This is a genomic window from Plantactinospora solaniradicis (assembly GCF_042658085.1).
GTDB classification, from domain to species: Bacteria; Actinomycetota; Actinomycetes; order Mycobacteriales; family Micromonosporaceae; genus Plantactinospora; species Plantactinospora solaniradicis.
The window spans coordinates 124,854-148,702 of the sequence record NZ_JBHSPR010000085.1 but is presented as its reverse complement, the minus strand read 5'-3'; the positions used below and the strand labels follow the sequence as shown (position 1 = coordinate 148,702).

Genomic DNA, 23,849 nt, shown 5'->3' with positions numbered 1-23,849 from the left:
CGTCCAGGACAGGAACTACCCTGCCAGGATGATAACGACAAAGTGGTACAAATAGTCGCTGATACCCGATGGTTGACCCCGTGATGGCGAGGCAGGCCAGCGGTGTGCTGGACGCCGTCGGTGAGGCGTTGGCGCAGCTGGGAGTGGAACGCGTCCTAGACCGAGAGCAGCCCGTGCACCGACGGATCCCGGAGGTCCTCCCGGTCACCGGACCGGACCACCTCGCCGGCATCCAGGATCACGAAACGGTCCGCCACCCGCAGTGCGAGGTCCAGGTACTGCTCGACCAGCAGGATCGCCAGGCCGAGTTCGGAGTGCAACCGCTGTACCGCCTCCTCGATCTCCAGGATGATGGACGGCTGGATGCCCTCGGTCGGCTCGTCCAGCAACAGCATCTTCGGCCGGCTGACCAGCGCGCGGGCGATGGCGAGTTGCTGCTGCTGCCCGCCGGAGAGGAAACCGGCCCGTCGGCGCAGCAACGCCGGCAGCGCCGGGAAGAGGTCGAGGGCCTCGTCCACCGCGCCCCGGCTGACCTCCCCCGCCGCCTCCGCCGCGACCTGGAGGTTCTCCGCGACGGTGAGCTGCGGAAAGGTCTCGTGGCCCGGGGGCACGTAGCCGAGGCCCCGGCGTACCCGTTCGTGCGTCTTGAGGCCGGTGATCTCCTCCCCGGCGAAGACGACCCGACCGGCCCGGACCGGAAGCACACCCATGATCGCCTTGAGCAGGGTCGTCTTGCCCACCCCGTTCCGGCCCATCACGCAGACCAGGGCACCGGCCGGTGCCTCCAGGTCCACTCCGAAGAGCACCTGCGCCCGGCCGTACGCCACGTCCAGACCCTGCACCGTCAACATCTACCCGACCTCCTTGACCAGCTCGGCACTCTCCTTGCGGGTCCGGCCGAGGTACACCTCCTGCACCCGGGGGTCGGCCTGCACCTGGGCGACCGTCCCCTCGCAGAGCAGCCGGCCCTCGTGCAGCACGGTGACCGTGCTGGCGAACCGGCGCAGGAAGTCCATGTCGTGTTCGACCACGATGACGGTGTGGTCCCGGGCGACCTGTCGCAGCAGTTCGCCGGTGCGGGCCCGCTCGTCCCGGCTCATCCCGGCCACCGGCTCGTCCAGCAGCAACAGCCGGGGAGACTGCGCCAGCAGCATGCCGATCTCCAGCCACTGCCGCTGGCCGTGCGACAGCACCCCTGCGGGCCGGTTCGCCAGATCCGCCAGGCCGGTGGTGTCCAGGGCCGACGCGACCAGATCGGCGACTCCCCGCCGTCGACGCAGCAGCGTGCCGAGCGGGCGCCGGAAGGTCGCGGCGAGATCCAGGTTCTCCAGCACGGTCAACTGCTCGAAGACGACCGACGTCTGGAAGGTACGGCCGATCCCGAGCCGGACGATCTGGTGCTCGCGCCGGCCGCGCATCTCGTGGCCGGCGAACCGGACCGAGCCCGACTCCGGCCTGGTAAGACCGGTGATCACGTCGATCAACGTGGTCTTGCCGGCCCCGTTGGGCCCGATCAGGAACCGCAGCTCGCCGGCGTTGACGGTGAAGTCGAGGTCGGTGATGGCCCGGAATCCGGAGAAGACGACGTTCAGTCCCCGGACCTGCAACAGATCGGTCATGATCCCACCTCGCCGCGCTCGGCGGCCACCGCCGGCACACCCGTACCCACCGATCCGTTCGACTCGGCCGTACCCGGTGGTGCCGTCGGTGCCCGCTCGGCGGGTGCCGGGACGGCGGCGGGCCGCGCCCGGCGCAGACGGCGGTCCGCTACGGCGGCCCGGGCATCGGCGGCCAACCCGGCGAGACCGCGCGGCGCCCAGATCATCACCACGACGAACATGGCGCCCTGGAGGTAGATCCAGTTGTCCGCCGACTCCTCGCTGAAGATGGTCTTGGCATAGTTGACCAGCAGCGCCCCACCGACCGCGCCGGCCAGCGAGAACCGGCCACCGATCGCCACCCCGATCAGCAGTTCCAGCGAGGCGACGATACCCAGGTTGGCGGGGCTGAGCAGCCCGACCATCGGTACGAAGAGCGCACCCGCGATCCCGGCCATCGCGGCGGACACGGCGAACGCGATGGTCTTCACCACCGCCGGCTCGTACCCGAGGAAGCGCACCCGGTCCTCGCCGTCCCGGACCGCGACCAGGAGCTGGCCGAAGCGACTCCGCGCGAGTTGCCAGGCGACCAGGAACATCGCCCCGAGCACCAGCACCACGACCAGGTAGAGGATCCGCTTGTCGGCGGGCTGGTAGAGGTCCAGCCCGAAGAACATCTGGAAGTTGGTCAGCCCGTTGGTGCCGCCGGTCAGCCCCTGCTGGCCGACCAGCAGGATGACGAAGGCGGCGGCCAGCGCCTGGGAGAGGACGGCGAAGTAGGCCCCCCGGACCCGCTGCCGGAACACCAGCAGGCCGAGCAGCACGGCCACGGCCACCGGCAGCAGCACCACCATGGCGATCGCGAAGACCGGGTTGGCGAACGGCCGCCACAGCGCCGGCAGGCTCTCCACCCCGCTCCAGACCATGAAGTCCGGCAGTCCGCCCGGACCGGCCTCCCGGAGTTTGAGGTGCATGCCCATCGCGTAGCCGCCGAGGCCGAAGAAGACTCCCTGGCCGAGCGTGAGCATGCCGCCCCGGCCCCACGCCAGGCCGATCCCGACCGCGACGATGGCGAAGCAGAGGTACTTGCCGAGCAGGTCCAGCCGGAACGGCGACAGCAACACCGGTGCGACCACCATCAGCAGCAACCCGACCGCGACGAACAGCGCCGGTCCGGCCAGCCGTCGCCGGTCCGGCGCGGCCATCCTCGGTGACCTGGGCGCGGCCTCCACCGGTGACCTGGGCGCGGTCGCCACCGCACCGTTCCCGCCAGCCGGCGCGGTCATGTCGTCTCCTCGCTTCGCTCGTCGTCGCCATGACCTGGTTGACTGCGCTGGCTGATGACCTCGCTCCGCTCGGTCATGACAATGCCCGGGTACGCACGACGAACATGCCCTGCGGACGTACCTGGAGGAATCCGATGATCACGGCGAACACCACCACCTTGGCGAAACTGGCCCCGTTGTCGACCCAGAATTCGACGAAACTGTTCAGGATGCCGAGGGCGAAGGCGGCGATGACCGCGCCCCGTAGTTGCCCGAGGCCGCCGGCCACGACCACCAGGAACGCGTCGACGATGTAGTTGGTGCCCAGCGTCGGGCCGACCGGTCCGATCAGGGTGAGCGCGACCCCGGCCACTCCGGCCAGGCCGGAGCCGATGAAGAAGGTGAGCTGGTCGACCCGCTCGGTGGCCACCCCGCTGACCGCCGCGAGCTGCCGGTTCTGCATCACCGCGCGCATCCGCCGGCCGTGCCGCAGCCGGGTCAGATAGAGCCAGATCGCCACGACGCAGCCGGCGGCGAGCACCATGATGAAGACCCGGTTGTACGGCAGCCGTACGCCGCCGAGGTCGAGACCGCCGGTGAGCCAGCCCGGCGCGCGTACCTGCACGTTCGGTGCGCCAAAGATGTCCCGGGCGACCTGTTGCAGGATGAGGCTGATCCCCCAGGTGAGTAGCAGGGTGTCGAGCGGTCGGCCGTAGAAGTGCCGGATGGCCAGCCGTTCGAGGATCAGCCCCAGCACCCCGGCGACGCCGAACGCCACCGGCAGGGCGACGACCACCGACTGCGTACCGACCAGCGGTTGCAGCAGGTACGCGGTGTAGGCGCCGGCCATGATGAACTCGCCGTGGGCCATGTTGATCACGCCCATCTGGCCGAACGTGAAGGTCAGGCCCAGGGCGATCAGGAGCAGCACCGCTCCGATACTCGCCCCGATCACCAGTTGGTTGAGTGTCGCCATGGTTCCGGCGCCTCCGTCCCGGGTCGCAGCCGTCAGTCAGGGTCCGTACGGCCTGTTCAGGACAGGCCCGTCGCCCACTGGTAGCCCTTCAGGTACGGGTCGGGCTTGATCGGCTTGCCGGAGTTCCAGACCTCCTTGATCTGGCCGTCCGGCTGCACCAGCCCGATCCGGGCGGTCTTGAAGACGTGCTGGTTCTCGCCGTCGATCGTGACGGTCCCCTCGGGGGTTTCCAGCGAGATGCCGGCCGAGGCCTTCTTGACCGCCTCGACGTCCACGCTGCCCGCCTTCTTCACCGACTCGGCCCACAGGTACACCGCGTTGTAGCCGGCCTCCATCGGGTCGGAGGTGACCTTGGCGGTGCCGTACTTGGCCTTGAACGCCTTCACGAAGGTGTCGTTCCGGGCGCCGCTGGTGGTCTGGTAGTAGTTCCACGCGACCAGGTGCCCGGCGACGTTGTCCGGGCCGATCCCGACCACCTCCTCCTCGGCCACGCTGACCGAGACGGTCGGCATCGCGGCGGCGGTGATGCCGGCGCTGCGCAGCTGCTTGAAGAAGGCCACGTTGCTGTCCCCGTTCAGGGTGTTGAACACCGCGTCGGGCTTGGCCTGCTGGAGCTTGTTCACCACCGTGCTGTACTCGGTGTGGCCGAGCGGGGTGTACTCCTCGCCGAGCACCGTCATCCCGTTCGCCGCCGCGTACGCCTTGATGATCTTGTTTGCGGTGCGTGGGAAGACGTAGTCGCTGCCGACCAGGAAGATGCTCTTCTTGCCCTGTTCCTTCAGGTAGTCCAGCCCCGGCACGATCTGCTGGTTGGTGGTCGCACCGGTGTAGAAGATGTACGGCGAGCTCTCCAGCCCCTCGTACTGCACCGGGTACCAGAGCAGCGCCTTGTTCCGCTCGAAGACCGGCAGCATCGCCTTGCGACTGGCCGAGGTCCAGCCGCCGAAGACCGTGGCGACCTTGTCCTGCGAGATGAGTTTCTGCGCCTTCTCGGCGAAGGTCGGCCAGTCCGACGCGCCGTCCTCGACCACTGGCTCGATCTGCTTGCCGAGCAGTCCACCCGCTGCGTTGATCTCCTCGATGGCGAGCAGTTCGGCATCCCGTACGGTCACCTCGCTGATCGCCATCGTGCCGCTCAACGAGTGCAGAATGCCCACCTTTATGGTGTTCCCGCCGCCCGCGCCCGACGCCGACGTCGGGTCCTCGGCACATCCGCCAGCGGCCAGTAACACCGCCGCCGCGGCCAGCATGACCAGCCGGTTCCGCACGCCTCGTGGCATCCGCCTACCCCTTTCGCCGAGGGCTGCTGCTTGGTGCCACGAACCGTAGGAATGAAGGATTTCATAAATCTGAGTGCATCGATGTCCAACGCGTTAAGGGAACCTCACAACCCGGATCGGACCGGAAGTGAGTACACACCCCGGCTATACATGGTGTGTATACGCGTGGTGTAGAGTCTGGCCCATGTCAATCGGACAGACCTTCCTCGGCCTGCTGGAGGCGAATCCCCGGCACGGCTACGAGCTGAAACGGCTCTACGACGAGCGGTTCGGCCAGGGCCGCCCGCTGCACTACGGGCAGGTCTACTCGACCCTGGCCCGGCTGCTCAAGAGCGGGCTCGTCGAGGTCGACGGGGTGGAACCCGGCGCCGGCCCCGAGCGCAAGCGTTACGCGATCACCACCGCGGGGGTGACCGACGTCCAGCGCTGGCTGTCCCAGCCGGAGAAGCCCGACGTCTACCTACAGAACACCCTGTACGCGAAGGTGGTGCTCGGGCTACTGACCGGCCGGAACGCCGCCGACATCCTCGACATCCAACGCGCCGAGCACCTGCGGCTGATGCGCGAACTGACCCGACGGAAGGCCGACGGGGACCTCGCCGACCAGCTCATCTGCGACTTCGCGCTGTTCCACCTCGAGGCCGACCTGCGCTGGCTGGAACTGACCACCGCCCGGCTCGACCATCTGGCGGCCACCCTGCACGACAGAGCCACGCCGAACCCGCCCGACGGGGCCACGCCGGCTCCGCCCGGCGACGCCGCGCCGCAGCACGTGCCGGCCCAGCTCAGCAGCCAGGAGACGACATGACCGAGTCCACCGAGAAGCAACCACTGCTGGCCGGAATCGACCTGCACAAGGCGTACGGGTCGACGCCGGCACTCGACGGGGCGACCCTCCGGGTCTGGGCCGGCGAGATCGTCGCCGTGATGGGGGCGTCCGGCTCCGGCAAGTCCACCCTGCTGCACTGCCTGGCCGGCATCGTCCGGCCGGACGCGGGCGAGGTGCACTACCGCGACCGGGAACTCTCCGCGATGTCCGACACCGAGCGCAGCGCCCTGCGCCGGAGCGAGTTCGGCTTCGTGTTCCAGTTCGGGCAACTGGTGCCCGAACTGACCTGCCTGGAGAACGTCGCGCTGCCACTGCGCCTGGACCGGGTCCGGCGACGCGAGGCCGAGCGCCGGGCGGCGGAGTGGCTGACCCGGCTGGAGGTGGCCGACGTGGCCGGGCAGCGCCCCGGCGAGGTCTCCGGCGGCCAGGGGCAACGGGTCGCGGTGGCCCGCGCCCTGGTCACCGCCCCCCGGGTGGTCTTCGCCGACGAACCGACCGGAGCGCTGGACTCGCTCAACGGCGAACAGGTGATGCGGCTGCTCACCGAGGCCGCTCGGCAGGCCGGTGCGGCGGTGGTGCTGGTCACCCACGAGCCACGCGTCGCCGCGTACGCCGATCGGGAGATCGTGGTGCGCGACGGCCGCACCCGCGAGACCGTGCTGGCGCCGCGATGAGCGGGCGGATCAGCCGGCAGCGGGCGGGCACGGGCTGGATCGCGGACCTGGCGCTCGGCGCCAGACTTGTCTTCACCGGCGGACGGAACGGAATGGTCCGAACGCTGATGGCCGCGATCGGAGTCGGCCTCGGCGTGGCGCTGCTGCTCGGCGGCACCTCAATCTCGACCATGCTGGGAGAACGCGACGACCGGACCGCCGCCCGCGACGACCAGTTCATAGGTGCACCCGAGCCGCCACCGGGCGACCGGACCCTGCTGGTTGCGAACGTCGACACCGAGTACCGCGAGCAGCCGATCCGGGGCCGGATGCTGCAACCGGAAGGAGCACACCCGCCGGTGCCGCCCGGCCTGACCGCACTCCCCCGGCCCGGCGAACTGTTCGTCTCCCCGGCACTGGGCCAACTGCTCGCGGCCGAAGAGGGTGCGCTGCTCAAGCCCCGGCTGCCACAGCCGGTGACCGGCACCATCGGCGCCGAGGGCCTCTCCGGTCCGGGCGAGTACGCCTTCTACCTCGGCACCGACCAACTCCGGCCTGGATCCACCGGCGTCCGGATCGATCATTTCGGCAGCGAATCGACCAGAGAGGGCCTCGACCCGGTACTCCTGCTGCTGGTCCTGATCATCTTCGTGGTGCTGCTGCTGCCGATCGCGGTCTTCATCGCCGCCGCGGCGCGGTTCGGCGGCGAGAACCGGGACCGGCGGCTGGCCGCGCTGCGCCTGGTCGGCGCGGACGGGGTGATGACCCGACGGATCGCGGCCGGCGAGGCCCTGCTCGGCGCGGTGCTCGGCCTCGCCTTCGGCGCCGTTTTCTTCCTGATCGGCCGGCAGCTCGTCGAGGGGATCACGCTGTGGGACATCAGCGTGTACGCCGGGGACATCCGGCCGAACCCGGCGCTCGCCGTGCTGGTCGCGCTGGCGGTGCCGAGCACGGCGGTCGTGGTGGCCCAACTCGCGCTGCGGCGGGTCGTCATCGAACCCCTCGGCGTGGTCCGCCGCTCGACCGGTCGACGCCGCCGGCTCTGGTGGCGGCTGGCCCTGCCGATCGGCGGACTGGTGCTGCTCCTGCCGCTGTTGGGCGGCATCGACCAGGCCGGTGGCGCCTTCAACGAGGCACAGGTGGTCACCGGCGTCGTGCTGCTGCTCGTCGGCGTCGCCGCACTGCTGCCCTGGCTGGTCGAGGCGGTGGTGCGCCGGCTCCACGGCGGCTCCGTCTCCTGGCAGCTCGCCATCCGCCGGCTCCAACTCGACAGCGAGACCTCGGCCCGGCTGGTCAGCGGGGTCGCGGTGGCCGTGGCGGGCGGGATCGCGCTACAGATGCTCTTCTCCGGCATCCAGCACAACTACGTGCTCTCCTCCGGGCACAACGTCAACCGGGCCCAGGTAGTGGTCAGCGGCTACGACGTCGTGGACGGGGCCGACGTCGGACCGCTCAGCGAGCGACTCCGGGCGGTCCCCGGCGTCCGTCAGGTGCTCGGCACGCTCGACACCGAACTCGCGGCGGTGGGTACGCCGCGTGACGCGGACGGGTACCGACCGTCCAATGCGCTACGGATCGGGGATTGTCAGGCGCTGCGGGAGCTGGCCACCCTGGACAGCTGCACCGACGGCGACGTCTTCGCGCTCGTCGACCACGGGGCGGAGGGCTCGAATCCGCCGCTGCCCACCGCCGGGCAGCGGGTGGAACTCGGTGACCGGGCAGGCACCCCGTGGACGGTACCGGCCGGCATCCGCTCGGCCGAGTCCCGGCCGGATCCCATCGGCAGGCAGGTCACCGGCATCCTGGCCACCCCGGACGCGGTGCAACTGGGTACGCTCGCCGGCCTGAACGCCTTCATCTTTCTCGCCGTGGACCGGAGCCAACCGGAGACCATCGAGCTGATCCGCAACGCGGTGACCCCGCTGGGCCCCGGAATGCAGGTGCAGACCATGGACGCCACCTACCAGGTCGACCGGTTCACCCAGATCCGCCGAGGGCTGTTCATCGGCGTACTGGCGACGCTGCTGCTGCTCGGCGCCAGCCTGCTGGTCGGCACCCTGGAGCAGTTGCGGGAACGGCGTCGCATGCTCGCCGTACTTGTCGCGTTCGGCACCCGGCGCAGCACGCTGAGCTGGTCGGTGCTGTGGCAGACGGCGGTACCGGTGCTGCTCGGACTGGTGCTGGCGATCGTCATCGGTACGGCGCTCGGCGCCACCCTCCTGGTGATGGTCGGCGAGCCACTACGCCTCGACTGGACCGGCCTCGCCGGCATGTCCGGCATCGCCGCTGCCGTCGTCCTACTCGTGACGGCGTTCAGCCTGCCCGCCCTCTGGCGCCTCCTCCGCCCCAACGGCCTCCGCACCGAGTGAAAGGAAGGGCCCCTTCTTATCGTTTTCTGTAGAAGAAGGGCCCCTTCCTAACACCTCAGGGCCGGCCGGCCGTCGATGCGTGGTGGGCGCGGGCGAGCCGGTCGGCCAGGGTGCCGAGTTCGTCGACCAGTTCGGCGGGTTCGTGCACGGTGAAGTCGTGGCCGAGCAGGGCGAGGTGCATCGCCATGAACGGCAGCGAGTCCGCGCCGGTGGTGAGCAGGCAGCTCTCCTGGTCCACCGCTTCGACGATCCCGGTCGAGGGTGGAATGCGTTCGGCGATCACCTGGGCCGGCGCGCGTACCAGAACCCGGGCCCGGAACCGGTACGGCGCGGCGGCGATCGACTCTGCCACGTACGCCGCCGCGTCGGGCGGGTCGAGTGGGGTGAACCGGGTCCCGGTCGGTCGCGGGTCGTCGATCCGGTCCGTCCGGAACGTACGCCAGTCGTCCCGGTCCTCGTCGCGGGCGACCAGGTACCAGCGGCGGCCGGTGTGTACCAGTCGGTGCGGCTGCACCGTGCGGCTGCTCGGCTCGCCGTCGCGGTTCCGGTACCCGAACCGGAGTTGCTGCGAACCCTGGCACGCCTCGGCGATCACGGTCAGCACGTCCGGGTCGACGGTGGCGACCTGGTCCGGCAGCGCCACCGTGGCCAGCCGGAGCGCCGCGGCGCGCTGACGCAGCCGGGTGGGAAGGATCCGCTCCAGCTTGGCCAGCGCGCGCAGCGACGTCTCCGCGATGCCGGTCACCGTGTGCCCCATCGCGGTACGCAGGCTGAGCACGACCGCGACCGCCTCGTCGTCGTCGAGCAGCAGCGGCGGCAGCGTCGACCCGGCGCCGAGCCGGTAGCCGCCGGCCACCCCGGGGGTGGCCCGGACCGGGTACCCGAGATCGCGTAGTCGGGCCACGTCACGGCGGAGCGTCCGGACCGTCACCTCCAGCCGCTCGGCCAGTTCGGGACCGGTCCAGTCCGGCCGGGTCTGGAGGATGGCGAGCAGCCGGAGCAGCCGCGCCGAGGTGTCGAGCATGGGTCGAGTCTGCCAGCCATTGCGGACCGGACCTGTCCGCAATTGGGACTAGCCTGCCAGCATGAGCATCGACTGGAACGGCCAACTGGTGGACCAGCTGGACTGGCACTGGCAACACCAGCTGCGGCCGCGACTGCACGGACTCACCGACGACGAGTACTTCTGGGAGCCGGTTCCGGGCTGCTGGAGCGTGCGGCGCCGCACGGAGGCCGCAGCCGACCTCGCCCACGGCTCCGGGGCGTACGTCATCGAGTACGGCCGGCCGGAACCTACCCCGGCACCGGTCACCACGATCGCCTGGCGCCTCGGGCACGTCATCGTCGGTGTCCTCGGCCAGCGCAGCGCCGCCCACTTCGGCGGACCACCGGTCGCCCACGACAGCTTCGCCTACGCCGGCACCGCCGCCGAGGCGCTGCGACAGCTCGACGAGGCGTACGCGACCTGGCTGGCCGGCGTACGCGAGCTCGACGCGGCCGGACTGGCCCGGCCGTGCGGACCGGCCGAGGGCCCGTACGCCGAGCTGCCGATGGTGGGGCTGGTGCTGCACATCAACCGGGAGACGATCCACCACGGAGCGGAGATCTCCCTGCTCCGTGATCTTTACCAGCGGCGCTCATGACCTCTGTCAGACGATCTATATCCGAATCGAAGGTGACCGCGATGGCTTACGACTTCCAGGTGACGCAGGACTCCGCCGACCCGCACACGCTCGCCGACTGGTGGGCCGAGACGCTCGGCTGGCAGGTGGAGCCCTCGGACGAGGCGTTCATCCGCCGCATGGTCGACGAGGGGCACGCCACCGAGAGCCAGACCAGGACGTACAACGGGGTGCTGGTCTGGAGGGAGGGTGCGGCGATCCGCCACCCGGACGGGCCGGAGCGGGCCCCCCGGGTGCTGTTCCAGCTCGTGCCGGAGGAGAAGACGGTCAAGAACCGGATGCACCTCGACGTGCGGGTCGGGACCGACGACGTCGACGAGGTGGTCGGGAGGCTCACCGCACGGGGCGCGAAGTTCCTGCACAACGGGCGTCAGGGCCCGTACACCTGGGTGACCCTCGCCGACCCCGAGGGCAACGAGTTCTGCGTGTCGCCGTCCGCCTAGTCAGCGGGCGTCCAGCCGGGCCTGGCGGGCGTCCCGCTTCTCCTCGAACCGGGACGCCGCCTGCTCCAGCCCGTCGAGCTGGGCCGACAACTCCTCGCGTGCGGCCTCGCCGTCGGCATCCAGGCCGGTGACGTCCCAGACGTTCCACTGCCGGAGCACCGGCATCAGCACCTCGTCGCGGTGCTGGCGGAGGTCGTAGATCCCGGCCAGGGCCATCGCCACCGATTTACGGGCGAAGCCCTCGATGCCGTTGCCCGGCATCTGGAAGTCGGTGACGACGTCGGCCACCGCCCGCATCGCCTGGCTGGGCGCCAGTTCGAAGGCGGCGGCGAGCAGGTTGCGGTAGAAGACCATGTGCAGGTTCTCGTCGGCGGCCACCCGGGCCAGCAACTGCTCGCACCGGGGGTCGCCGGTGACCCGGCCGGTGTTGCGGTGCGAGATCCGGGTCGCCAGTTCCTGGAACGACACGTACGCCAGGGAGTGCAGCACCTCGTCGTCGTGCACGTTGCTGTACCCGGCGGACATGTGCACCATCCGGGCCCGTTCCAGGGCCACCGGGTCGACGGCCCGGGTCACGGTGAGGTAGTCCCGGATCGCCGTACCGTGCCGACCCTCCTCGGCGGTCCAGCGGTGCACCCAGGTCCCCCAGGCGCCGTCCCGGCCGAACAGCGTCGCGATCTCGTGGTGGTACGACGGCAGGTTGTCCTCGGTGAGCAGGTTGACCACCAGGGCGGTACGGGCCACCTCGGGAATCGTGGTGTCCGCCGGCGTCCACGCCTCACCGGCCAGGATCCCGTCGAAGGTCCGTCCCTCGCTCCACGGGACGTACTCGTGCGGGAACCACTCCTTCGCGATCCGGAGATGCCGGTCGAGATTGCTCGCGACGACCGGTTCCAGTTCGGTGAGCAGGGCGACCTGGCTGAGCGGGGCGGTGGGGGTGATGGTCACGAACTCTCCCTACGGTGGCGTAACTTACGCAAGCGTAGGTCAGGACCGTCACCCCCGCCACCCAAGATCAGGCGATGGACGGCCGGAGGTCCGCCGCCGGCGGCTGCCAGACGTCCGGCACCGCTGCCACCTGCTCACCCGAGCGGATGTCCTTCACCTCGTCCCCGACGATGCCGTCCGTACCGGGGAACCAGACGTACGGGATGCCGCGCCGCTCCGCGTACCGGATCTGCTTTCCGTACTTCGCCGCCGACGGCGACACCTCGGTCGGGATGCCCCGTCGGCGCAGGGCGTCGGCGATCCGGTTGCTCTCCGGCCGCCGCTCCTCGTCCGCCAGGGCCACCAGCACACAGGTCGGCACGCTCCGGGAGATCGACAGCGCACCCGCCCCGAACAGCAGCCCGAGCACCCGGGTCACCCCGATCGAGATGCCCACTCCCGGGAACCGGGCATTGCCGTCGCTGGCGAGGTTGTCGTACCGGCCGCCGGAGCTGACCGACCCGAAGCGCTCGTACCCGCGCAGCTGGGTCTCGTAGACGGTGCCGGTGTAGTAGTCCAGACCCCGGGCGATCCGCAGGTCGGCGACGCAGAGCCCGGGGGCGTGCGCGACGGCGTTCTCCATCACCGCCACCAGTTCGGCGAGCCCCTCGTCCAGCAGCGGATCGGTCACCCCCAGCGACCGGACCGCCTCGGCGAACGACGGGTCCGGCGCGGAGATCTCGGCCAGGGCCAGGCACGCCTTTGCCTGCGCCACCGTCGCCCCGGCGGTCTCGGCCAGCAGCTCCGCCACCCGGTCCGGGCCGATCCGGTCGAGCCGGTCCACCGCGCGCAGCGCCGCCAGCGGGTCGGACAGCCCGATCCCCTGGTAGAAGCCCTCCAAGATCTTGCGGTTGTTCACCTGGACCAGGATCGGCAGCCGGCCGTCGGAGTTGCCCAGCGGCAGGCCGCCGAGCGCGTCGCCGAGCACCAGCGGGATCTCCGCCTCGTGGTGCGACGACAGGGTGTCCCGGTCCACGATGTCGATGTCGGCCTGGAGGAACTCCCGGTAGCGACCCTCCTGCGGGCGCTCGCCCCGCCATACCTTCTGGATCTGGTAGCGCCGGAACGGGAACTGCAACCGGCCGGCGTTCTCCAGCACGTACCGGGCGAACGGCACGGTCAGGTCGAAGTGCAGCCCCAGGGCGCCCTCGCTGGAGGGCACGGCACCCTCCTCCTGCTGGAGGCGGCTGATCAGGTAGACCTCCTTCGAGGTCTCCCCCTTGCGCAGGAGTTGGTCCAGCGGCTCCACCGCCCGGGTCTCCAGCGGGGCGAAGCCGTACAGCTCGAAGGTGTTCCGGATCCGGTCGACGACGTACTGCTCGATCATCCGCTGGGGCGGCGCCCACTCGGGAAAGCCGGAGATCGGGGTTGGCTTGCTCATGATGCTCCTGTCGAATCGCGCGCGACGCGCGCGAGCGGAATTACCAGCCTCGGGTGGGCGCGACCCGGTGCCGCCCGTCGAGGTCCGCGACCTCGATCAGGTACGGGTTGCTCGCCCGCTCACGGCCGATGGTGGTCGTGGGGCCGTGGCCGGGCAGCACGACGGTGTCGTCGGCGAGCGGAAGGATCTTTTCCCGCAGGCTCGTCACCATGGTCGGCAGGCTGCCACCCGGCAGGTCGGTGCGGCCGATCGATCCGGCGAACAGCACGTCGCCGGAGAGACAGATCTGCTCCGCCGCCCAGTCCGCACCCGGCGGAAGGGACAGGTCGGACCGGACAGCCGAGCCCGCGCCCGGCAGCCGGAACAGCACCGACCCGCCGGTATGGCCCGGCGCGTGGTCGACGGTGATCTCCAACCCGGCCAGCGCCAGGGTGGCCCCGTCGGTGAGTTCGGCCACGTCCTCCGGCTCGGCGTACGGCAGCCGACCTCCGAAGAGCTGGGTCAGGTCCATCGAGAGCGCCTTGGTCGGATCGGCGAGCAGTTCACGGTCGCTCGGATGGACGTAGGCGGTGATCCCCCGGGCGCCGCAGACGGGCGCGACCGAGAAGGTGTGGTCGAGGTGACCATGGGTCAACAGGACGGCGGCCGGCCGCAGCCGATGCTCCGCCAGCAGGGCGTCGAGACGGTCCAGTACCCCGATGCCGGGGTCGACGACGACACACTGTTCCCCCGGCGCGGTCGCCACCACATAACAGTTGGTGCCGAAGGCGTCCGCGGGGAAGCCGGCGAGGAGCACGTCCGCTCCCTCCCACTCGACGGTTGGCTCTGCCTAACCCTATCGGGCGACCGGCCCGGCCGACGCGCCCCACACCGTCCCCCCGCGCCGGGCCGCGGCCGCGCCCGGTACGGGGCCCATGCCCGCGCCCCGGACCGGGTCCGCGCGGCGGTCCGGACCCGAGGGCCTGGACCGCCCCGGCACGGACGCTCGCAGGGCAGCCCGGCGCAGATCAGGAGACACAGTGATAATCTCCGATGGCTTCGGGGTGACCTCGTACAACACTTTCCCAGCGGGTACCCGTACACTCTGGCGGGCGTGTGGCGTGGCGCACTTGACGCCGGAGCGGCGGACACGCCGTGGGCCACGGCGCCCGGGGCACGACAACCAGAGTAAGACGACGACCAGGGGCACATGGAAAGGGGAGCGCGGGTGGCTTCCAGCAGGGACCGGCAGCGCAAACTGGCGCGGGCCAAGCTCGACCGGCAGATGGCCCGGCGGGCGGCTTCCGCCCGGCGCAAGCGGCAGGTCCGGGCCGGGATCGGCTCCGCCGTCGCGCTGCTGTTGATCGTGCTCGGCTCGTTCTGGGCGCTCGGCGGCTTCGACCGTGAGCCCACGGACGACACCGCCACCTCGGAGGTGTGCACCTGGAGTTCGCAGGACGCCCAGGCGAACACGAGCCTCAAGGACGTCGGCCAACCGCCCACCACCGATCTGCCCATCCGGGGCACCCGGCCGATGACGATCACGACGAACCAGGGTCCTTCGGTGACCGTGGAACTGGACCTGGCCGCCGCGCCCTGCGCCGCGGCGAGCTTCGCCCACCTGGCCGGCAAGGGGTTCTTCGACAACACCAAGTGCCACGAGATCACCAAGGAGGGCGCGCTGCGTTGCGGCGACCCGACCGGCACCGGAATGGGTGGTCCCGCCTACACCTTCTTCAGCGAGAACGTCCCGAACAAGCCCAACCCGGACCCCTCGGACAGCCCCTCGGCGACCCCGTCCACGAGCGCCAGCGCCAGCCCGGCCACGAGCGCGTCGGCCAGCCCGTCGGCCAGCGCGCCCGCCGGTTCGGCGCCGCTCTACCCCGCCGGCACGGTGGCGATGATCGGCAACCCGCCCGGCGCGAACGGCAGCCAGTTCCTGATCTTCTTCAAGGACTTCAGCCCGGCCGAGCCCAGCTACCCGCTCGTCGGCAAGGTGGCGGCCGGACTCGACGTGATCAAAAAGGTCGGCGGCCTGGAAACCGTGGACAATGGTTCTGGCGAACTGATTAAGCCGAAGACCGACGTGGTGATCCAGAGCCTCACCGTCGGTGAACCGCTGTCGGACGACCCGACGGCGGTTCCGTCGGCCGCAACGCCGTCGGCGGCCCCCTCGGCCAGTCCGACGGTCGCCGGACAGCCGTAGAACCCCAGAGCACACCCCCAGCCGCGGACGGAGCCGCGCTGCACATAGTCCAGGAGGAGCCACCGTGACGTCCACCAGAGAGCGGCAACGGGCCGCCGCGCGGGCAAAGCTGGAGCGGGAGATGGCCGAGCGGGCCACCGCGGCCCGCAAGCGCCGTCAACTTCAGGCCAGCATCGGGGCGGGGGTGGCGTTGCTGCTGGTGGTCGCCGGCACCGTGTGGCTGGTGGTGAGCCTGGGAGACGACAAGGACACCACGAACCAGGCCGGCGGAGCCACCTGCGCGTGGACCGAGATCCCCGGCGAACAGCGCAACGCGGCGACCAAGGACGTCGGACTGCCGCCGACCACGGCGAAGAACACCGGCAGCCAGACGATGACGATCGACACCGGCCTCGGCCCGATCACCGCGAAGCTGAACCTGGCCAACGTGCCGTGCACCGCGGCCAGCTTCACCCACCTCGCCGACAAGAAGTTCTTCGACAACACCAAGTGCCACCGGCTGGTCACCCAGGGGCTCCAGGTGTTGCAGTGCGGTGACCCGAGCGTCACCGGCACCGCCTGGAAGGAGACCGACGGCACCGGCGGCCCGACGTACCGGTTCGCCGAGGAGAACCTGCCGACGGACAAGCGTCCGCCGTACCCGGCGGGTGTGATCGCGATGGCGAACTCCGGCCAGCCGGGCACCACCGGCAGCCAGTTCTTCATCGTGTACGGCGACTCGCAGCTTCCCGCCTCGTACACGGTGCTCGGCACGGTCACCGGCGGCCTGGACCTGGTCGCGCAGGTCGGCGCGGCCGGTGACGACGGCGCCTTCGCCCAGCAGGCCGGCGGCGGCCACCCGAAGAAGGAAGTACTGATCAAGTCGCTGACCATGAGCGCCCCGGTCGGCTGACCCACGGCACAAGCGCGACACGGCGCCGCGCCGCCCCGTTCAGGGGTGGCGCGGCGCCGTCGTTTCGGTCCGGGTGTTGCGGGGCGCTCGGCGAGCGGTAGGTAGCTCAGGCGCCCGAGGTGACCCGGTACGCGTCGAAGACGCCGTCCACCTTCCGCACCGCGGCCAGCAGGTGGCCCAGGTGCTTCGGGTCGGCCATCTCGAAGCTGAACCGGCTCACCGCGACCCGGTCCCGGGTCGTGGTGACCGTGGCGGACAGGATGTTGACCCGCTCGTCGGAGAGCACCCGGGTGACGTCCGCCAGCAGTTTGTGCCGGTCGAGCGCCTCGACCTGGATCGCCACCAGGAACGTCGAGGCGGAGGTGAGCCGCCAGCTCACCTCGACGACCCGCTCGGTCTGCGCCTTGAGGTCCTCGGCGTTCGCGCAGTCGTCGCGGTGCACGCTCACCCCGCCGGACCGGGTCACGAAGCCGAACACGGTGTCCGGCGGAACCGGGGTGCAGCAGCGGGCGAGCTTGATCCACACGTCGCTGACGCCCCGGACCACCACGCCCGGGTCGCTGGTGCCGCCGCTGCGGCGCGGCGGGCGGGTGGCGACGGCCGTCTCGGCGAGGTCCTCGGCGGCACCTTCCTCGCCGCCGTACCCCGCCATCAGCTTCTGGACCACCGACTGGGCGGAGACCTGGCTGTCGCCGACCGCCGCGTAGAGCGAGGCGACGTCGGCCAGGTGCAGGTCCCGGGCGATGGTCATCAGGTTGTCCGTGGTCAGCATCCGCTGCAACGGCATGCCCTGCTTGCGCATCGCCTTGACGATCGCGTCCTTGCCGGCCTCGATCGCCTCTTCGCGGCGTTCCTTGTTGAAGTACTGCCGGATCTTCGTCCGGGCCCGGGGGCTCTTGACGAAGCCCAGCCAGTCCTGGGTCGGGCCAGCGGTGTCGGACTTCGAGGTGAAGATCTCGATCACGTCGCCGTTGGAGAGCGTCGACTCCAGCGGCACCAGCTTGCCGTTCACCCGCGCGCCGATGCACTTGTGCCCGACCTCGGTGTGTACGGCGTAGGCGAAGTCCACCGGGGTGGAGGCGGTCGGCAGCGGGATCACGTCGCCCTTGGGGGTGAAGACGTAGACCTCCTGGCTCGACAGGTCGAAGCGGAGCGCGTCCAGGAACTCGCTCGGATCGGCGGCCTCCCGCTGCCAGTCCAGCAACTGCCGCAGCCACGTCATCTCGTCGATGTGGGCCGGCGGGCCGACGATCGCCTCGCCCTTCTTCTCCTTGTACTTCCAGTGCGCCGCGATGCCGAACTCGGCCGTCCGGTGCATCGCGTACGTCCGGATCTGCATCTCGACCGGCTTGCCGCTCGGCCCGATGACCGTCGTGTGCAGCGACTGGTACATGTTGAACTTCGGCATCGCGATGTAGTCCTTGAACCGGCCCGGTACCGGCTGCCAGTTCGCGTGGATCACCCCGAGTGCCGCGTAGCAGTCCCGCACCGTGTCGACCAGGATCCTTACGCCGACCAGGTCGTAGATGTCGTTGAAGTCCCGACCCCGGACGATCATCTTCTGGTAGATCGAGTAGAGGTGCTTGGGTCGGCCGGTGGTCTCCGCCTTGATCTTGGCGGCCTTGAGGTCGACCTGCACCTTCTGGGTCACCTGCCGCAGCAGGGCCTCCCGCTGCGGCTGGTGCTCGCCGATCAGCCGGTTGATCTCCTCGTACCGCTTGGGGAAGAGGTTGGCGAAGGCCAGGTCCTCCAGCTCCCACTTGATCGTGTTCATACCGAGCCGGTGCGCCAGCGGCGCCAGGATCTCCAGCGTCTCCTTGGCCTTCTGCTCCCGCTTCGCCAGCGGCAGGAAGGTCAGGGTACGCATGTTGTGCAGCCGGTCGGCCAGCTTGATCACCAGGACCCGGGGGTCCTTGGCCATCGCCACGACCATCTTGCGGATCGTCTCCGCCTTGGCCGCGTCGCCGAGCTTCACCTTGTCGAGCTTGGTGACGCCGTCGACCAGCAGGGCGACCTCGGCACCGAAGTCGACCTTCATCTGGTCGAGCCCGTAGTCGGTGTCCTCGATCGTGTCGTGCAGCAGCGCCGCGACCAGGGTGGTGGTGTCCATGCCCAGGTTGGCCAGGATCGTGGCGACCGCGAGCGGATGGGTGATGTACGGGTCGCCGGACTTCCGGTACTGCCCGGAGTGCCAGCGGGCCGCCATGTCGAAGGCACGTTGCAGCAGCCGCGCGTCGGCCTTGGGGTGGGACGCGCGGTGCGTCGCGATGAGCGGCTCCAGCACCTCACTCACCTGGGGGGTCTGCCAGGGCGCGTTGAATCGCGCCAACCGGGCCCGGACCCGGCGCCCGGTGGGCGCGTTGGCCAGGGCAAAGCTCGACGTGGGCGGTAGGGCACCCGCGCCCGCCATGGCGGCGAGGGAGCCGTCGGCACCCGACTCCGGGTCGATGACGAGTCGGCCGACGGAATCGGAGATCGGGACGGCGAGGACGCCGGGCGCCACAACGCCCAGGCCGGGACCGGCCACGGTGGTAGCGGTGGTGGAACCGACCGCGCCGGAGGCCGCGACCGGGCCAGCGGCACCGCCGCCGGCCGGTGCGGAACCGACCACGCCGGAGGCACCACTCGATCCGGCGCTCCGGTCGACGACCTTCTCACCGCCGGTGGGGGTGGTCCGGTCCGCCGACCCCGAGGCGCCACCGGGCCGGCTCGGCCCGTTCGCCGGAGTCTCAACCTCATCGGCGCCGGTCGCAACGTCAGCGGGACCATCAGCATCGTTGGTGGGATGCACCGTACCCTCCGCCGGAGGGGCGACATCGTGGGACACCGGCCTCCTCAACACCTCGCCGGGAATGAGCCGACCGTAGCCGGTCGACCCGGTCCTGCGCCAGTCACGGGCAGGTCACCCGCGCCCGACCACGAAGGGCAATCGTACCCGCACCAGCGGCCGGGCGGCCGTCCTCCGGACGTACGGATCGGTCGAGCCGGTCAACGGTGATTAAACGGTTAAGAGGGCGTGAACCGGTCGTGGGTCGAGCCGTTCACGACCGTTCAGGAAGCTCAACTCCAGCAGCACGCTGAACCCGGCCACCGTGCCACCGGCCCGCTCGACCAGGTCGAGGGTGGCCTGTGCGGTCCCCCCGGTGGCGAGCACGTCGTCGACCACGAGCACCCGGTGTCCGGCGGTGAAGGCGTCCTGGTGCACCTCCAGGGTGGCCTCGCCGTACTCGAGGGCGTACGAGGCGGCGTAGGCGGCCCGGGGCAGCTTCCCGGCCTTACGCACCGGCACCACCCCGACCCCGGTGGCGTACGCGATCGCGGCGGCCACCACGAAGCCACGCGCCTCGATCCCGACCACCACGTCGAACGACTCCCGGCCGTGATGCTCGACGATTCCGTCGATCACCTCCCGGAACACCGCCCCGTCCGCGAACAACGGCATGAGGTCCTTGAAGACGACGCCCGGTTTGGGAAAATCTGGCACGTCCAGCACCCGGCTCGCCACCAACTGCGCGGTCGCCGGCCCGCTGTCACCACGTACCTCGGTGGGGGTCTCCGTCACAATGCTTCCTTCCCGGGCAAGGCGCCCGACGGGCCACCGAAGTGGTCCGCCGGGCGCCTTGTGGTTTGTTCGTCCGGCTCAGCGCCGCTTGCCACCGGGCCGGTTGCCGCCGCCGGAGCGACCGCCCCGGGCACCGCCCGAGCGCTTGCCCGAGGGGCGGGAGCCGACCTTGGGCGCGGCGGCCGCCAACGCGGTCGCGTCGGTCGCGGGTACCGGTGTCTCCTCCTCGCCCGGGGCCTCCGCCGGCTGCTCGGCGGCCTGCCGGACCTGGCCGGGCTGCCGGGCCGGGCGACGGGTGGTCGAGGTCTCCCGACCGCCGCCGGCCCGCCGGGCGAGCACCCGCTGGGTGTGGGTCCTGATCCTCGGCTCCCGCTCCTTGAGCGTGACCAGAAGCGGAGTGGCCAGGAAGATCGAGGAGAAGAACGCCGCACCCATACCGACGAAGAGCACCAGGCCGAGGTCTTTCAGCGTGCCGGCGCCGAGCAGACCGGCGCCGATGAACAGCAGGCCGCCCACCGGCAGCAGTGCCACGACCGAGGTGTTGATCGACCGCATCAGCGTCTGGTTCAGGGCCAGGTTGGACGCCTCGGCATACGTCTGCGTGCTGCCGCCGGTGATGCCCCGGGTGTTCTCCTGGATCTTGTCGAACACCACGACCGTGTCGTACAGGGCGAAACCGAGGATGGTCAGGAAGCCGACGACGGTCGACGGGGTCACCTCGAAGCCCACCACCGAGTAGATCCCGGCGGTGAGCACCAGGTCGAGCCCGAGCCCGACCACCGCGGCGATCGCCATCCGCAGCTCGAACCGGAGCACCAGGTAGCCGGTGACCAGGACGAGGAAGATCACCAGACCGATCAGTGCCCGCTGGGTGACCTGCGCACCCCAGGCCGCGCTGACCCGGTTGTCGCTGATCCGGTCGACCGAGATGCCCAGCTCGCTGGCGATCGCGGTACGGACCTCGGTCGCCTGCGTCTGGTCCAGCGGCGAGGTCCGGAACAGGTAGGTGGCGTCACCGACGCGCTGGCTGGACACCACCTCCGCCGGGCCGTCCGGCGTCGTCTCGCCGACGAGTGCGGCGTGCACCGCCTCCTCGGCGTGCTGCATGGTGCCGACGCTGGTCGGCACCTGGAACTCGTTGCCGCCCTTGAACTCGATTCCCAGGATGAAGCCCTGGATCACGAAGCTCAGGATGGCCAGCAGGACCAGGCTGCCGGAGATGCTGAACCACAGCTTCCGGCGGGGAATGATCCGAAGACCGGCTTCACCGCGGTACAAGCGGCTGGCGAGACCACTTCTGCTCATCTCAGGCCTCCTTCACGCGGGTCTTGCCGGTCGGCGTCTCGTCGTCCCGCGACTGCAACGCGCGGCCGAGTCCGCTGACCCGCGGCGAGAGGAACGCCGGGGTCCGGGCGAACATCGTCATGATCGGATGCCGGAACAGGAAGACGACTACCAGGTCGAGGATGGTGGCCAGGCCGAGCGCGAAGGCGAAGCCCTGCACCGTACCGACCGAGACGAGATAGAGCACCACGGCCGCCATGATCGAAATGGCGTTCGCCGAGATGATCGTCCGGCGGGCCCGTACCCAGGCGCGGGGCACCGCGCTGCGTGGACTTCGGCCGTCTCTGATCTCGTCTTTCAGACGTTCGAAGTAGATGACGAAGGAGTCCGCGGCGACACCGAGCGAGACGATGAAGCCCGCGATTCCGGCCAGGGTCAGGGTGAAGCCGATCTGCCGGCCGAGCAGCACCAGCGCGCCGAACACCAGCGCGGCGGAGAGCACCAGGCTGAGGAAGATCACCGAGCCGAGCAGCCGGTAGTAGAAGAACGCGTAGATGACGACCAGCAGCATGCCGATGCCCGCGGCGAGCAGGCCCGCCCGGAGGTGCTCGGTGCCCAGGGTGGCGGTGATGTTCTGCGCCTCCTGCGGCTGGAAGGTCAGCGGCAGCGCGCCGTACCGGAGTTGGCTGGCCAGCTCGTTGGCCGAGGCGCTGGTGAAGCTGCCGGTGATCTGCGAGTCGCCGGTCAGCACGCCCTGGATCTCCGGGGAGGAGATGATCTGGTTGTCCAGCACGACGGCGACCCGGCACTTGCCGGTGCCGTTCTCGCCGAGGGCGCTGGCGTCACAGGCGCCGCCCTCGTTGTTGAACGCCTCCCGGGTCAGGTTGGTCCACTTGCTCTGACCGTCGCCGGTGAAGTCGAGACTGACCACCCACTGGCTGCTGGTCTGGTCCATCACCCCGTCGGCGTCCGCGACGTCGGTGCCCTCGACCTTGGCGATGTCCAGCAGGTTCTTGACCTGGCCGCTCTCGCAGGCCACCGCCTGCTGCTTCCCGTCCTTGACCGAGCCCGGTGGCCGCTGGTCCAACTTCTCACAGGTGATCGTGGGGACGTTGAACTGGATCGCCGGGGGCAGCACCCGGATCTCCTGCGGCGTCAGGTCGGCGAACGGCTTGAGCTTCGCGGCGAGCGCCGGGTCCTGGCTGAAGTCCGCCGGTGCCTGTAGCGCGTTCGCGGCCGCCCATGCCTCCGCGCCGACCTTCTTCTCCACTGCGGCCCGCTGGGCCTCCAGGGTCTGGTCGACCGGGGCGGCCGGGGTCGCGCTGGGCGTGGCGGTCGGTGCCGCCGTGGCCGAGGCGCTCGGGGTCGGCGTCGGGGTGGGCGCCGGAGCGCCGCCGCCCTGTCCGCCGCCGGCACCCGCCGAGGCGGTCACCGCCGGGCTGGGACTGCCGGTGGCGCCCGCGCTGGCCGTCGGGGCGGGGCTGCCGGACGGCGCCGGGCTGCCGGACGGGGTGGCGGTCGGCGCGGCCGTGCTGGGTGGGCCGCCGTCGGTGGTCTTGAGCACCTTGCGGAACCGCAGCTCGGCCGCGGTGCCGACGTCGTCGAGGTCGGCGTTCTGGCCGGGCACGGAGATCACGATGTTCCGGTTGCCCTCGGTGACCACCTCGGCCTCGGCAACGCCCCGACCGTCCACCCGCGCCTGGATGATCTCCCGGGCCCGCTCCAGCGATCCGGCCGGCGGAGCCTGGCCAGCTTCGGTGGTCGCCTCCAGGGTCATCCGGGTACCGCCGATGAGATCCAGGCCGAGCTTTGGCTCGAGCCGGTCCGTCCAGCTGCCCTTGGCGTCTGCGGCGAAGAACACCAAGAGGTAGAGGACGGTGAAGATCAACCCGAGTACGGCCAGTTGCCGCCCGGGCCGCATCTGTCCCTGAGGTGGTGCCACGGCTGTCCTGTCTCCCTGCGCGGTTCGGCCGCTAGTGGTGGGCGGCGAGTCGGGCGCCGGCCTGTCCGGCGACGTGCTTACCTCACCGGTGGGGTGCCCCACCGGCTTGGCAATCTATTATCTTCGATGCCAAACCTATCCCGTCACGCGGGTGGTCATTCCTTGACTTCGACCTCGTCCTGCACCGTCTCGATCCGCTCCACGGGCTTGATGACCCGGGCGATCGCCGGCCGCGCGTACCGGGTCTGCACCCCGGGCGCCACCTCGAGCATCACGGTCTCGTCGTCCACGCCGGTGACCGTGCCGTAGAGCCCGCCGATGGTGACCACTTCATCGCCCGCGCCGATCGACGACTGCATCTGCTCGGCCTCGCGACGCTTCCTCTGCTGCGGGCGGATCATCATGAAGTACATGACGCCGAAGAGCAGGACAATCATGAGGATCGGCATGAAGCTGCCGGCGCCGCCACCGCTTTGTGCTGCCAAAGGCACTGCTGGCACTGTTATGACCTTCCCATCGGC

At 70.4% G+C, this 23,849-nt stretch carries 20 protein-coding genes and 1 pseudogene; 7 read left to right on the top strand and 14 right to left on the bottom strand.

The window, feature by feature from the left end:
* Positions 1 to 155 precede the first annotated feature (155 nt).
* From urtE to urtA, 5 genes are all read right to left on the bottom strand, one after another.
* Positions 156 to 851, bottom strand: coding sequence for an urea ABC transporter ATP-binding subunit UrtE (gene urtE / locus ACFP2T_RS44470; protein WP_196204201.1), 696 nt, complete (start codon positions 849 to 851; stop codon positions 156 to 158).
* Positions 852 to 1,619: an urea ABC transporter ATP-binding protein UrtD gene (gene urtD / locus ACFP2T_RS44465; RefSeq protein WP_377433209.1), complete on the bottom strand. Its 768-nt coding sequence runs from the start codon at positions 1,617 to 1,619 to the stop codon at positions 852 to 854. It lies immediately after the preceding gene.
* On the bottom strand, positions 1,616 to 2,884 hold the full coding sequence (gene urtC / locus ACFP2T_RS44460; RefSeq protein ID WP_377433208.1) for an urea ABC transporter permease subunit UrtC: 1,269 nt from the start codon (positions 2,882 to 2,884) through the stop codon (positions 1,616 to 1,618). Before urtC ends, urtD begins: the two co-directional genes overlap by 4 nt.
* A gap of 73 nt (positions 2,885 to 2,957) precedes the next feature.
* Complete coding sequence (urtB, locus tag ACFP2T_RS44455) at positions 2,958 to 3,839, bottom strand: urea ABC transporter permease subunit UrtB (protein ID WP_196200968.1); 882 nt, start codon at positions 3,837 to 3,839, stop codon at positions 2,958 to 2,960.
* Between the two features lie 56 nt (positions 3,840 to 3,895).
* Positions 3,896 to 5,119: an urea ABC transporter substrate-binding protein gene (urtA, locus tag ACFP2T_RS44450; protein ID WP_377433207.1), complete on the bottom strand. Its 1,224-nt coding sequence runs from the start codon at positions 5,117 to 5,119 to the stop codon at positions 3,896 to 3,898.
* A 184-nt stretch (positions 5,120 to 5,303) separates the two neighbouring features.
* Between urtA and ACFP2T_RS44445 the strand changes: the two are divergent.
* The 3 genes and pseudogenes from ACFP2T_RS44445 to ACFP2T_RS44435 form a co-directional block, all read left to right on the top strand.
* Positions 5,304 to 5,813: pseudogene (locus ACFP2T_RS44445) on the top strand (PadR family transcriptional regulator); the annotation flags it as partial.
* A 110-nt stretch (positions 5,814 to 5,923) separates the two neighbouring features.
* Positions 5,924 to 6,622, top strand: a complete 699-nt coding sequence (locus ACFP2T_RS44440; protein WP_377433204.1) for an ABC transporter ATP-binding protein — start codon at positions 5,924 to 5,926, stop codon at positions 6,620 to 6,622.
* A complete protein-coding gene (locus ACFP2T_RS44435; RefSeq protein ID WP_377433202.1) occupies positions 6,619 to 8,970 on the top strand; it encodes an FtsX-like permease family protein in 2,352 nt (783 codons plus the stop codon). The genes ACFP2T_RS44440 and ACFP2T_RS44435 overlap by 4 nt, the downstream gene beginning before the upstream one ends.
* Positions 8,971 to 9,025: 55 nt before the next feature.
* On the opposite strand, the gene ACFP2T_RS44430 is transcribed toward ACFP2T_RS44435, so the two are convergent.
* The gene (locus ACFP2T_RS44430; protein ID WP_377433201.1) at positions 9,026 to 9,994 is read right to left on the bottom strand and encodes a helix-turn-helix transcriptional regulator; all 969 of its coding nucleotides are present in this window, start codon (positions 9,992 to 9,994) and stop codon (positions 9,026 to 9,028) included.
* Positions 9,995 to 10,055: 61 nt separating this feature from the next.
* Between ACFP2T_RS44430 and ACFP2T_RS44425 the strand changes: the two genes are divergently transcribed.
* Together ACFP2T_RS44425 and ACFP2T_RS44420 are read left to right on the top strand one after the other, a co-directional pair.
* Positions 10,056 to 10,613, top strand: a complete 558-nt coding sequence (locus ACFP2T_RS44425; protein WP_377433200.1) for a DinB family protein — start codon at positions 10,056 to 10,058, stop codon at positions 10,611 to 10,613.
* Positions 10,614 to 10,654: 41 nt separating this feature from the next.
* Positions 10,655 to 11,095 (top strand): VOC family protein, encoded by a 441-nt coding sequence (locus ACFP2T_RS44420; protein WP_377433199.1) that lies wholly within the window; start codon positions 10,655 to 10,657, stop codon positions 11,093 to 11,095.
* Here ACFP2T_RS44420 and ACFP2T_RS44415 read toward each other — a convergent pair whose 3' ends face one another.
* From ACFP2T_RS44415 to ACFP2T_RS44405, 3 genes are all read right to left on the bottom strand, one after another.
* Entirely contained in the window at positions 11,096 to 12,037 is a 942-nt protein-coding gene (locus tag ACFP2T_RS44415; protein WP_377433548.1) for an acyl-ACP desaturase, read from the bottom strand.
* 73 nt (positions 12,038 to 12,110) lie between these two features.
* A complete protein-coding gene (hisS, locus tag ACFP2T_RS44410) occupies positions 12,111 to 13,463 on the bottom strand; it encodes a histidine--tRNA ligase (RefSeq protein ID WP_377433198.1) in 1,353 nt (450 codons plus the stop codon).
* Between the two features lie 40 nt (positions 13,464 to 13,503).
* Entirely contained in the window at positions 13,504 to 14,259 is a 756-nt protein-coding gene (locus tag ACFP2T_RS44405; RefSeq protein WP_377433196.1) for an MBL fold metallo-hydrolase, read from the bottom strand.
* Positions 14,260 to 14,670: 411 nt separating this feature from the next.
* Between ACFP2T_RS44405 and ACFP2T_RS44400 the strand changes: the two genes are divergently transcribed.
* Together ACFP2T_RS44400 and ACFP2T_RS44395 are read left to right on the top strand one after the other, a co-directional pair.
* Complete coding sequence (locus ACFP2T_RS44400) at positions 14,671 to 15,648, top strand: peptidylprolyl isomerase (protein WP_377433194.1); 978 nt, start codon at positions 14,671 to 14,673, stop codon at positions 15,646 to 15,648.
* 64 nt (positions 15,649 to 15,712) lie between these two features.
* Positions 15,713 to 16,540, top strand: a complete 828-nt coding sequence (locus tag ACFP2T_RS44395) for a peptidylprolyl isomerase (protein WP_377433193.1) — start codon at positions 15,713 to 15,715, stop codon at positions 16,538 to 16,540.
* A 106-nt stretch (positions 16,541 to 16,646) separates the two neighbouring features.
* Here ACFP2T_RS44395 and ACFP2T_RS44390 read toward each other — a convergent pair whose 3' ends face one another.
* The 5 genes from ACFP2T_RS44390 to yajC all read right to left on the bottom strand — a co-directional run bounded on the left by ACFP2T_RS44390 (position 16,647) and on the right by yajC (position 23,777).
* The gene (locus ACFP2T_RS44390) at positions 16,647 to 19,151 is read right to left on the bottom strand and encodes a RelA/SpoT family protein (RefSeq protein ID WP_377433546.1); all 2,505 of its coding nucleotides are present in this window, start codon (positions 19,149 to 19,151) and stop codon (positions 16,647 to 16,649) included.
* 387 nt (positions 19,152 to 19,538) lie between these two features.
* The gene (locus ACFP2T_RS44385) at positions 19,539 to 20,102 is read right to left on the bottom strand and encodes an adenine phosphoribosyltransferase (protein ID WP_377433191.1); all 564 of its coding nucleotides are present in this window, start codon (positions 20,100 to 20,102) and stop codon (positions 19,539 to 19,541) included.
* Positions 20,103 to 20,180: 78 nt separating this feature from the next.
* Positions 20,181 to 21,407 (bottom strand): protein translocase subunit SecF, encoded by a 1,227-nt coding sequence (gene secF / locus ACFP2T_RS44380; RefSeq protein ID WP_377433189.1) that lies wholly within the window; start codon positions 21,405 to 21,407, stop codon positions 20,181 to 20,183.
* Between the two features lies 1 nt (position 21,408).
* Positions 21,409 to 23,328 (bottom strand): protein translocase subunit SecD, encoded by a 1,920-nt coding sequence (gene secD, locus ACFP2T_RS44375; protein ID WP_377433187.1) that lies wholly within the window; start codon positions 23,326 to 23,328, stop codon positions 21,409 to 21,411.
* Positions 23,329 to 23,483: 155 nt separating this feature from the next.
* Positions 23,484 to 23,777, bottom strand: a complete 294-nt coding sequence (yajC, locus tag ACFP2T_RS44370) for a preprotein translocase subunit YajC (protein WP_377433544.1) — start codon at positions 23,775 to 23,777, stop codon at positions 23,484 to 23,486.
* Positions 23,778 to 23,849: the final 72 nt, after the last annotated feature.